The 9,466-nt window shown below is 46.1% G+C and carries 12 protein-coding genes, 1 tRNA gene and 1 pseudogene; 9 read left to right on the forward strand and 5 right to left on the reverse strand.

The genetic code is table 11. From position 1 onward, the window contains the following. Positions 1–248 precede the first annotated feature (248 nt). Positions 249–1,079 (forward strand): HNH endonuclease, encoded by an 831-nt coding sequence (locus tag HFD87_RS10440; RefSeq protein ID WP_167423376.1) that lies wholly within the window; start codon positions 249–251, stop codon positions 1,077–1,079. Between the two features lie 343 nt (positions 1,080–1,422). Beyond that, positions 1,423–1,686 (forward strand): annotated as a pseudogene (locus HFD87_RS10445) (DNA cytosine methyltransferase); the annotation flags it as partial. Positions 1,687–2,042: 356 nt separating this feature from the next. Here the strand turns inward: HFD87_RS10445 and HFD87_RS10450 are convergent. Further along, complete coding sequence (locus HFD87_RS10450; RefSeq protein WP_010247717.1) at positions 2,043–2,324, reverse strand: Arc family DNA-binding protein; 282 nt, start codon at positions 2,322–2,324, stop codon at positions 2,043–2,045. A gap of 71 nt (positions 2,325–2,395) precedes the next feature. Then, positions 2,396–3,100 carry a phosphohydrolase gene (locus tag HFD87_RS10455; RefSeq protein ID WP_010670862.1) on the reverse strand — a complete coding sequence of 235 codons (705 nt, stop codon included), beginning with the start codon at positions 3,098–3,100 and terminating at the stop codon, positions 2,396–2,398. 611 nt (positions 3,101–3,711) lie between these two features. On the opposite strand from HFD87_RS10455, the gene HFD87_RS10460 reads away from it, so the two are divergent. The 3 genes from HFD87_RS10460 to HFD87_RS10470 all read left to right on the forward strand — a co-directional run bounded on the left by HFD87_RS10460 (position 3,712) and on the right by HFD87_RS10470 (position 5,524). After that, positions 3,712–4,389, forward strand: coding sequence for a hypothetical protein (locus HFD87_RS10460; protein ID WP_010247721.1), 678 nt, complete (start codon positions 3,712–3,714; stop codon positions 4,387–4,389). 179 nt (positions 4,390–4,568) lie between these two features. Then, positions 4,569–5,345, forward strand: coding sequence for a DgsA anti-repressor MtfA (gene mtfA / locus HFD87_RS10465; RefSeq protein ID WP_171820333.1), 777 nt, complete (start codon positions 4,569–4,571; stop codon positions 5,343–5,345). 103 nt (positions 5,346–5,448) lie between these two features. Continuing rightward, positions 5,449–5,524, forward strand: a tRNA-Asn gene (locus HFD87_RS10470). Between the two features lie 245 nt (positions 5,525–5,769). On the opposite strand, the gene HFD87_RS10475 is transcribed toward HFD87_RS10470, so the two are convergent. Further along, positions 5,770–6,027, reverse strand: a complete 258-nt coding sequence (locus HFD87_RS10475; RefSeq protein ID WP_115765480.1) for a LysM peptidoglycan-binding domain-containing protein — start codon at positions 6,025–6,027, stop codon at positions 5,770–5,772. Between the two features lie 157 nt (positions 6,028–6,184). Here HFD87_RS10475 and HFD87_RS10480 point away from each other — a divergent pair, with 157 nt between their 5' ends. After that, positions 6,185–6,445: a GlsB/YeaQ/YmgE family stress response membrane protein gene (locus HFD87_RS10480; RefSeq protein ID WP_167423449.1), complete on the forward strand. Its 261-nt coding sequence runs from the start codon at positions 6,185–6,187 to the stop codon at positions 6,443–6,445. 26 nt (positions 6,446–6,471) lie between these two features. Beyond that, complete coding sequence (locus HFD87_RS10485) at positions 6,472–6,852, forward strand: YidB family protein (RefSeq protein ID WP_010247730.1); 381 nt, start codon at positions 6,472–6,474, stop codon at positions 6,850–6,852. 469 nt (positions 6,853–7,321) lie between these two features. Here the strand turns inward: HFD87_RS10485 and HFD87_RS10490 are convergent, their stop codons facing one another. Together HFD87_RS10490 and HFD87_RS10495 are read right to left on the reverse strand one after the other, a co-directional pair. Continuing rightward, positions 7,322–7,654 carry a DUF6572 domain-containing protein gene (locus HFD87_RS10490; RefSeq protein ID WP_167423378.1) on the reverse strand — a complete coding sequence of 111 codons (333 nt, stop codon included), beginning with the start codon at positions 7,652–7,654 and terminating at the stop codon, positions 7,322–7,324. 96 nt (positions 7,655–7,750) lie between these two features. Beyond that, entirely contained in the window at positions 7,751–8,539 is a 789-nt protein-coding gene (locus HFD87_RS10495) for a VENN motif pre-toxin domain-containing protein (protein ID WP_167423379.1), read from the reverse strand. A 300-nt stretch (positions 8,540–8,839) separates the two neighbouring features. On the opposite strand from HFD87_RS10495, the gene HFD87_RS10500 reads away from it, so the two are divergent. Together HFD87_RS10500 and HFD87_RS10505 are read left to right on the forward strand one after the other, a co-directional pair. Then, on the forward strand, positions 8,840–9,070 hold the full coding sequence (locus HFD87_RS10500; RefSeq protein ID WP_167423380.1) for a SymE family type I addiction module toxin: 231 nt from the start codon (positions 8,840–8,842) through the stop codon (positions 9,068–9,070). After that, the gene (locus HFD87_RS10505; RefSeq protein ID WP_167423270.1) at positions 9,067–9,231 is read left to right on the forward strand and encodes a hypothetical protein; all 165 of its coding nucleotides are present in this window, start codon (positions 9,067–9,069) and stop codon (positions 9,229–9,231) included. Before HFD87_RS10500 ends, HFD87_RS10505 begins: the two co-directional genes overlap by 4 nt. The last annotated feature ends 235 nt before the right edge of the window (positions 9,232–9,466 follow it).

Raw genomic sequence — 9,466 nt, forward strand, 5'->3', positions numbered from 1 at the left:
CTTAAAAATATAGTCTTAAGTTATGGCAATTAATACTTAATTAGATAGCTCCCCAATAAGTTAAACCTATATGCTTTAAACTTGTAACTTACAATTAGTATAACCACACATAAAATAAATTAAATTTATAGCTTCGCATACATAAAGAATGTTTATGCTTTTGTTTTTTATTAAGAGGATTAAAATCTCATTGTTATCGTTTGTAAAAACATAGATAATATAATAAAATTAACCTTCCGAGGCAAAAAATGTACGTTTTAGATAACAATGGCATCGTACTTAATTCAGAATGCATGATTGGTGAGGAAGATGGAATTTTCGGTTTAATTTTAGAATCACAAGGACCTATCACAAGGAATAAAGATTATAACATTTCACTCGAGTACATAATCGAACGACTAATCCAGGCTGACATAAGCCATATTAAAGTATATTTAGCTTCAACCCCAGCAAGAAAAAACATAAAATCCGTTTCTTTGCGAAAAATACATTCAAGTGATTTATTTTCTTTGATCGATAGTAGTCCTTCTGAAATAAGACAAGAGTTAGGTAGATGCCAAGCCTATTTCAGTAAAGTTGGTAAAAAAGAAAACCCTTCTGGAAACAGAACTAAACGAATAATGATTACTGTGTCGGGTATCAACAGCATTGACTTTTGGGAATCAATTATATTAGGCGATAATAAAACTCTTTTTGAATCGACTGAAGATGAAATGGTGTTAATTAAAAGAGTTAGTAAGCTAGTTAAAATGCCTTTAGCTGTTCCTAAAGGCTCAATAATGCCAAAAAGTAAGAATATACATCAGACAGTCTACTTCCGCGATCCCTCTGTTAAGGCTTGGATATTACAGCAAAGTAATGGAATTTGTGAACTTTGTGGTAATAATTCGCCCTTCAAAATTAGCGGAATTCCATATCTGGAAGTTCATCATGTAATACCTCTCTCAATTTTAGGTCCTGATACCATTTACAATTGCGTTGCATTATGCCCAAACTGCCACAAAAATTTGCATTATGGTGATAATGCTCAGGAGCTTTCCGAGAGCTTATATTTAAATATAAAAAGATTGATAAAGTAACCCTTTGTTAATTCAATTGGTTACATTATATCTTTAGATAAAACTCTTCATTAAGTACGACACTTCCGTTCGGGCTGAGAATTAGATAATGAGATAATCATTTTGAAATAGTATAAAACTCATACTTTAATAATTACAACCTTCAAAAAACTCTAGTTTTGATAACAAATTAACTTTTTATATAGAAATTTTATAATATTTTCATACGATAGTTAAAAGTCTAACTTAATTTCCCTCCCTTTAATTTTGTGTCATTATAGGAACTCAACTTAAGTAATGGATTTTTGACTATTTAATAATAGTTGTGTCTATAGTGAGATTGACTAATAATGAAGATCGCTAAAAAATCATGATCGATCGCGGCTGGGACAGTGCGCTGGGCGAAGCGGAGTTTCAGGATGCCGGTAACATGGCGCGTCGGCCACGCCGTCTTTCCCCGCGCGAGTGCGCCCGCCTGATGGGCTTTGATGTGCCAGGCCGCGAGCCGTTCCGCATTCCGGTTTCGGATACCCAGGCTTATAAGCAGTTTGGTAACTCGGTGGTAGTGCCTGTGTTTGCAGCGGTGGCTCAGCTGTTACTGCCACATATCCGTCAGCTGAAGTCGTAAGCACCGTGAAATAAAAAAACCCGTCTGGCGACGGGTTTCAGGCTGATGAAGAACTCACATCAGGCGAGTCTCACAGCAACAAATAAGCTTAACTCGCAGGGAACACGGTCAGAATAGGAAAGCGTCCCGCGCCAGGGACAAAAACGCCGGGAGCGTTTTTGAACAACGCAAAGCGTTGGCCCAGATATGGGCGCACCTCAGGGATGAGGTGCGTAATCGCGCGGGCCGAGCATGTCATGGATGACGGCTTTTGCGTCTTTCCGATCTGACCGTGTTCCCTTCGCAGGCACAGTCTCACAGCGAAAAGGTCCAGCCTTTCTCCAAAGTAAAAACCCGTCTGGCGACGGGTTTCTGTTTTATTTCTTCTTCTTGCTCTGCTTCTTCAGCAGCAGCCGAATCTGCTTCAGCTCTGTTGCACTTAGTGCATCGGTCTTCACGTCAGCGGCACTGGATCCCTCAGTCCCCTCTTCAGTGATGTCCTGATTATCAATCGCCGGATGTGGATGCGTTTCCAGACTGGCCTGCAAACGTTGCACAATCTCCTGGCTCATCGAAATCTGATTTTCCAGCGCCAGCTGTTTAATCGTTTCTTTCAGCTCAGGATCAATTTTAATTGTTAAATTAACAGTTTCAGTCATCGGGCAGCTCCTTTTTGTTATTGCTACACGCTACCGGATGACCGTTTCGATTAATACACTGTCACAAAAATTTAATATTCGGTTTGCAAAGGTGTGAAGTCCCGCAGCACACCCTCATCCATTCCCACCAGATTGCCCTGCAGCTCGGCATAAAGCTTAGCCATATAGCGTACCAGGAAATCTGCGTTATGCTCAGCCAGCATGCGGCCGGTTTCAGTGTGCATGGTTTCCGGCAGACGCAGCAGCTTCTTCTGGAAATGATCCAGCGTCCACTTAACATCATTCAGCTCGCGATCTTTACCCAGCGGGTCCTGGCTGTCGAATAATGGCCGATTCAGCGCACCAGCGGTGTAGAAGACCCGCGCCAGCCCGATCGCGCCCAGCGACTCCAGCCGGTCAGCATCCTGTACAATTTTAGCTTCCAGCGTCTGAGGCGGTATGCCGGCGCTGAAACTGTGGGTTTTAACGGCATGCATCACGGCATCAATCTTTTCAGCCGGGAAATCGAGAAAGTCCTGCTGCAGAATGCGCTGGGTTTCCGTCGCGGCATAGGTAGAGGCGAGATGACGTTCCGGATGGTTCTTCGGCAGATTCACCACATCGTGAAAATAGCAGGCGGTCAGCACCACCAGCGGATCAGCGGGCGTGCCGTTCATGATTCGCTGTGCGCTCATCCATACACGCCGCAGATGGGCGATATCGTGCGCGCCGTCGTCGTGGATCCAGTTCGCCTGAAACCAGCTTTCATAGCGAGATTGCCAGAGTGTAAGTGACATAATCTATCTCCCTGTAGTGATCGACAGCAGTTTTTCTGTCGCGATCAGTGCGCAAACGGCAAGCCATCATAGCGACTGGCTAATGACACTTTTTTTACAGTGCAGTTGAAAAGAGCAGCGCTGCCAGCGATTCCGGGCAGAAAAATGAGATCTGGATCATCTGTATAGCATCTCTGTTACACAATAACCGCAATTTCGGCTGTTTTCAGTCTTTCCTCAGTGAATTGCTGCTAAGAAAATTAGTTTAACAGGCGTAATGTTTGGTTCGATCTTAACCAATTTCCTGCCCCACGCTCAGCGTTTTTTTGTCACGCGATTAAGTGTAAAACTGCACGTTATGACAGGTGAAAAAGTCTGAAAAGGTTCCTATTTTTACGGTTATAACGTACTGTATCCGGGCTATTCGTCGCTTTTTGCCAGTTGCGTGATAAGCTTTGGTGCGCTTTTTGCATTTTGCTGGTTTTTAACTACTAAAGTGACAATTATACAGTGACAGTCAGCCGACAAATTATTAAGCAAAATGATTTAAAGCTTTTATGATAACTATCAGATGTGAAGCAAATGGACTTTTACAGCAGTAACCGGGTTCTACTAATAAAAAGAGGTAATCCATGAAAGAACGGCCGATTCTTTTTTCCGAACAGCGTGTTCGTGCCCTGTTGGTTGGCCAGCAAACGCAAACCCGGCGCATTATGAAAACTCAGGCTTTCGGTCCGGGACAGGATCATCACGAGGGCGTACACGCTTTCGATGTGAGTGCTAATCATCTGCATGGTTATAAAATGATGTCGATGACGGACATCAGCTATCAGTGTCCTTACGGTAAACCGGGTGACGTGCTCTGGGTGCGTGAAACCTGGCGTGGCCCGATGGTACCCGAGCAGTATCTGGCCGATTATGAACGCGACCCGACGCCCTTCCGCCAGCCAGAGTATTGCCAGTATCGTGCAGACAGCAACGAGCTGGGCCAGCATGCACTGAGCACGCCGGAAGCAGAACAGTTTGGATGGCAAACCGCCATTCATATGCCGCGCTGGGCCAGCCGCATCAATCTGGAGATTACCGGCGTGCGCGCCGAGAAAATTCAGGACATCAGTGAAGATGACATTATGGCGGAAGGCGTACAGACCGATTCGCACTTCCTCAACAACTTCTTCACCATGAACGTCAATTCTGAATCGCCCAAAGAGGCGTACCGCAAAGCCTGGGAAAAACAGTATGGTGCGACCAGCTGGGAAGTGAATCCCTGGGTGTGGGTGATTGAATTTCATCGTATTGAGCGCAACTGACGCCCCGGCCCCACGCTTTGCGGGCTGAATCACAGACAACGACCGTGCTAACGGGTTGAATAGACGGCCCTTAGCCCTGTCGCCAGATGAACAGTGCCAGCATGGTGTTTTCGATGCTGGCATTTTTATGTCTGCCGCGTCAGGATAGCGAAATAGTCCAGTTCTGTGCGGGAGTTGCGATGTTTAAATGGCCCTGGAAAACGCATAACGACGCCACCCTGGCCGCGCTGCCATGGCAGCATGGGCTGGCGCAGCCGATATTCAGCCAGCTGGATGAGGCTGAACAGCAGGCGCTGGTTGAGCTGGCGCAGCGCTTTCTGCAGCAGAAAAAGCTGGTGCCGCTCGACGGTGTTCAACTGGATGAATTGCGCAGTGTGCGGATCGCCCTGCTGTTCTGCCTGCCGGTGCTGAAACTGGGCCTGGAGTGGCTGGACGGTTTCCACGATGTGCTGATCTATCCCGAGCCGTTCGAGGTCGACGATCAGTGGCAGGATGACGATGGGCTGGTTCACAGCGCGCCTGCGGTTCACGCCGGACAGAGCTGGACGCAGGGGCCGGTCGTACTGAACTGGCTCGATATTCAGGACTCGTTCGATCTCTCCGGCTTTAATCTGGTGATCCACGAAGTTGCGCACAAGCTGGATGCCCGCGGCAGCGGTTACACCAGCGGTATTCCGGTCATGTCGCTGCGTGACGTCGCACTCTGGGAGAAGGATTTGCGTGCCGCGATGGCGGAGATTGAGAGTGAAGTTGAACTGGTGGGTGAGCAGGCCGCCACGATCGATCCCTACGCCGCCAGCGATCCCGCTGAGTGCTTCGCCGTGCTCTCTGAATATTTCTTTACGGCTCCGGTTCTGCTGGCCGAACGCTTTCCCGCCATGTATCAGCATCTGCGCCAGTTTTACCAGCAGGATCCCCTGGCCAGAATCGCCGCTGACACTGCGCAAACTGCTTAAATCACGATCGCTTTGCGTTAAAGCTAGCCAGTTGAATGATAATGTATTTTTTGCTGTTGACACCTTAGAGCGACGCCGTTAATATTCGCCTCGTTCACACGATTCCTCTGTAGTTCAGTCGGTAGAACGGCGGACTGTTAATCCGTATGTCACTGGTTCGAGTCCAGTCAGAGGAGCCAGATTAGAAAAGCCCGCTCAGGGAAACCTGAGCGGGCTTTTTGCTTTTCAGCGGCCCCAATTTTCTCTACCTGTCTGACTGTTCATCTCAATTCGTCTGCGGCTGCTATTACAGAGACCACCGTTAAGTCTGGATCAACGCAGGCTGTCTGGCGCAACCCTGTCATGGTGTAATGACAAGCTGGCTTTAAATAAAAAACCAGCCGGGCAATATTTGCGCCAGCTGGCTCATACTATTGACGAATTATTAATCAGGAATGGTCAGTACCTGACCCGGTGCAATTTTATCCGGGCTGCTGAGAAGGTTTTTATTCGCCTCAAAGATTTTCATGTATTGGGATGCATCATTGTAAAACTGCTTGGCGATGGCGCTGAGCGTGTCGCCTGATTTAACCGTATATGTACGATTACTCCCTGCGGCGGTGACAGACTTATCTTCAACATTTTTATCCACAGCATGTAACAACTCATCGCCTATATTTTTAATATTATCCAGAATGCTCATATTTACTCCCCTATCGTTTCTGATATGTTTAGTTTGATAAAGAAAACAGGATTGCCAGACAAACACTACGCGGCGTACGATACACCCGCTTTTAATTCATGGATTAAACCACTGCTAAACGTTGCTGTAATTAATATAAAAACAGAGGATATTAATGATGGGTATATTGTCATGGGTTGTATTCGGATTACTTGCCGGCATTATCGCCAGATGTATTATGCCAGGTAAAGAACATATGGGCATTTTCATGACCATTATTCTGGGTATTATCGGTGCGCTGATTGGCGGTGTAGTCAGTACCGCTCTGGGTTTTGGCAAGGTCAATGGCTTCAATATTTACAGCATTGCTATTGCCACCGTGGGTTCAATTATTGTGCTGTTTGTCATTCATAAAATCAGAGCGTGTGAACAGTCTTAACAGATTAAGATAAAGAGGATAACAGAATGAGTTTACTGGAAACAGTACTGGCCATGTGCGGCCTGAATAATCAGACCAGTCAGGAAGTGAAAGGTGTGCTGGAGTGGGTTGAGCAGCAAGGCGGTTTACATACTATCGTGAGTCATCTGCAGAGCGGCGAGTACAGTGAGGTGGTTAACTCCTGGCTGGGTGATGAGCAGAACGTGGCGCTGAGCAGCGACCTGGTGCAGAAGATGATTAACTCTGAGGCGATTGAGCAGCTGGCTGCGCGGATGGGCATCAACACCAGCGATGCACTGAATCTGCTGGCGAAATATCTGCCGCAGCTGGTGGATAAAGCGTCAACGGCGGGCGTCGTGGATAAAAAAGCCGATCTTACCGGACTGGTGAGTCAGTTAATGCACTAAGCATGATGCTAGTGAAAGATAAAAGCCTGCTGCGAAAGTATGGGCTTTTATCTTTTGTGTTTGGGAGAATTGAATAAAGTTGTTAAACACATAGACTAAACAAAATCCTGCCGTAATATGAAGCAAAACCCTAAGAATTAATTTTGTTTATAAACCTGCACTGTAAATGAATATCGCACGCGGCAAGCATTTTCAGGAAATGGGAGTGGATTGTATACAGAATAAAGACGAACTTATTATCAAAAGCAAGTGGGTTTAAGAAGCAGTTATCATCCGCGCAGCATAATTAAAAGTTATGACTGTCTAGAAAACTGTTTATAATAAGAGGAGAGCATTAGTGACTACAATTAAAAAATCCCGACGCAAGGGCCGTGATCTCTTGTGATGCGAAAAATTACCATTTACAACCTGTTTTTTAATCAGTTTCACTAATTAACCTATTGAAAAATCTTATGCAGAGCGAGAGGCATTATTGTAACACCTCATATTTTAGGCCTATGTTTATACTTTTAAGTATATCAGAAACCTGCTTCAGGAAATAAACAGCCTGTTCTGGAAGATCATATTTAAAATACACCTCAATTATTTTTAGCGATTTTCCTTTTGATTCAGGAAAAGCATCATATATTTCACCACTCTCGATAAAGGCCACATAGGAATTTATTTTTTCCTGTAGTGTGTATAAATGCTCTTCAATTGGCTCATCCCATACAAGATGGTCTGAAATTGCCAAGCTTACGGTATCCTGGCTATCGTTCGGTATACCAATAGAGTCAATCTTTTTTACATCTTGTATAGGCATATTTAATCCTGCTTTTTTTATCCGGTCTAATAATTTCAACTTTTGTTGGTGGTATTTGAGATCCACCTTCAAAACCGGGCTTACCTGCTCCTACCACTATAGCACCACTTTTTTAACCTCAGGAGAACCCACTTTCTGATTAGGGGTTAATGGTGCACCAGCTGAGCTTTTACATTCAATGCATGCAATATTATCATTTTTATCTTTACTGAGGATATCGATTCTAACACTGGTTCCACTCTCAGGTTTTACTGTTATCTCCCGGGCTGAAGCCGACTTGTCAGCACTGTGGTCCTGGTAGACGTTATCTTCAAATATTTTTCCCTGTTCATAATTTTGGCGCACCTGAGTCGGGGCATTAGGTGATGCGGCATTAGACTTCACACCATTTGTGAAAGTAAAGTAGCCATTATTATTCGAATAAACAGCATTTCCAGTCGAATCCGTTTTGCCAGTGTAAGAGTATATGCCACCTTTAGGACCAACAATACTTCCTGTAGAGTTAGCAGCATAACCCGACGGTAACTTTGCAGAATCTGCTGAAATTGCTTTCAAATCCCCTTTACTTATACCTCCGACAGAAGCTCTTTCTCCATTCTCAGTAAGTAGGCCTATTTTATGTAATGGATTGACGTCGATGATTTGTATTGGGCGATTGCCGTGTAGACTCTGTATTTCATCTTCATCATTTCCTAGCGTATTATTCTCAACAGCATTCTTCCCGGCAACCGCCCCCTGAATGCCACCTTCAACAGAACCAGAAGCCACTCCCGTCGACAATTGCGCAGCCAGCTGGCCGAGTGCGCTGACAACCTGCTTTTGTTCCTGCGTCAGTTCGCTGGCCTGCTGGCCGGGATACATTGAACTGAGGATAACTCTGGCCACCCAGCTCGTCCGTCACGGCTGCGATAGAATAGCTGCCGATCAGGCCTGATTTTTTCCTCGCGCTGAAGCACTTCAGGAAGAAGGGATAAGTGAAATACAGCTCGGAAAAAAAATAATCCGTTTTACAGAGGCGCCTCGCAGTTTATTACCTGGCTTTCAGCGAGTTTATGCGGCAGAAGGTGTATATTTAAACAGGTTAAATCGGAACAGGAAGCACTTAACGAGACATTTTTAGCGCGGCTGAAGCGGGCGGCAACCCGCAGCAGCCGCTGACCACAACTAACTATACGGGAGTTAATTATGGCTGACATGCATCATAAGTCAGGAACCCGCACGGCCACAACCGCCGCGCATTATTATAAAGTTGGATACCGGCCTAATAGAGGCCAGCCGAACCCGCTGCCACAGCTGACCATTAAAGGCCGCTGGCTGGAGCCGCTGGGCTTTACCACTGGCCAGCGAATCGAGGTGATCACCGAGCCGGGTCAGTTGATTATTCGCATCGCTCCCGCCATGGAGGGAAACGCATGAACATCACCTTTACCCCTGAGCCGATCCCGGAATTGATACTGGCAGGCGGCGCGTTGGTTGTATTAGGATTTACCAGCAGCACCCCGTTACAACTGACGCTTCAGCAGCACACTCTGGATCACTACACCCACCGATGCGGCCACCTGAGTATAACTGTGTGAGATCAGCCAGAACCGGCAAGATATAGGAGCGGATTGGATATGGCAGAACGGTGAGGTGATTATTTGCAGCGACTGACTTACAGAGTCCGACATTGCCAGCGCTGAATCACTGGTAGTGATCGCCGCATCCGGTGTACTCCGGTTGCAGCAGCGGGAAGTGATGATTTTAGGGCTTAGATGCAGTAACCCCGGCCATTCGTCGGGGTTACTAATTTTAGTACCTTAGGCCTGATCT

It is taken from the genome of Pantoea sp. EKM21T (genome assembly GCF_011800405.1).
In the GTDB taxonomy this organism is placed as follows: Bacteria; Pseudomonadota; Gammaproteobacteria; order Enterobacterales; family Enterobacteriaceae; genus Pantoea; species Pantoea agglomerans.

What these genes read in the sequence shown, in the direction of transcription:
- HFD87_RS10440 (WP_167423376.1), top strand. Translation starts at nt 249, where the DNA reads ATGTACGTTTTAGATAACAATGGCATCGTACTTAATTCAGAATGCATG.
- HFD87_RS10450 (WP_010247717.1), bottom strand. Translation starts at nt 2,324, where the DNA reads ATGACTGAAACTGTTAATTTAACAATTAAAATTGATCCTGAGCTGAAA.
- HFD87_RS10455 (WP_010670862.1), bottom strand. Translation starts at nt 3,100, where the DNA reads ATGTCACTTACACTCTGGCAATCTCGCTATGAAAGCTGGTTTCAGGCG.
- HFD87_RS10460 (WP_010247721.1), top strand. Translation starts at nt 3,712, where the DNA reads ATGAAAGAACGGCCGATTCTTTTTTCCGAACAGCGTGTTCGTGCCCTG.
- mtfA (WP_171820333.1), top strand. Translation starts at nt 4,569, where the DNA reads ATGTTTAAATGGCCCTGGAAAACGCATAACGACGCCACCCTGGCCGCG.
- HFD87_RS10475 (WP_115765480.1), bottom strand. Translation starts at nt 6,027, where the DNA reads ATGAGCATTCTGGATAATATTAAAAATATAGGCGATGAGTTGTTACAT.
- HFD87_RS10480 (WP_167423449.1), top strand. Translation starts at nt 6,185, where the DNA reads ATGGGTATATTGTCATGGGTTGTATTCGGATTACTTGCCGGCATTATC.
- HFD87_RS10485 (WP_010247730.1), top strand. Translation starts at nt 6,472, where the DNA reads ATGAGTTTACTGGAAACAGTACTGGCCATGTGCGGCCTGAATAATCAG.
- HFD87_RS10490 (WP_167423378.1), bottom strand. Translation starts at nt 7,654, where the DNA reads ATGCCTATACAAGATGTAAAAAAGATTGACTCTATTGGTATACCGAAC.
- HFD87_RS10500 (WP_167423380.1), top strand. Translation starts at nt 8,840, where the DNA reads ATGGCTGACATGCATCATAAGTCAGGAACCCGCACGGCCACAACCGCC.
- HFD87_RS10505 (WP_167423270.1), top strand. Translation starts at nt 9,067, where the DNA reads ATGAACATCACCTTTACCCCTGAGCCGATCCCGGAATTGATACTGGCA.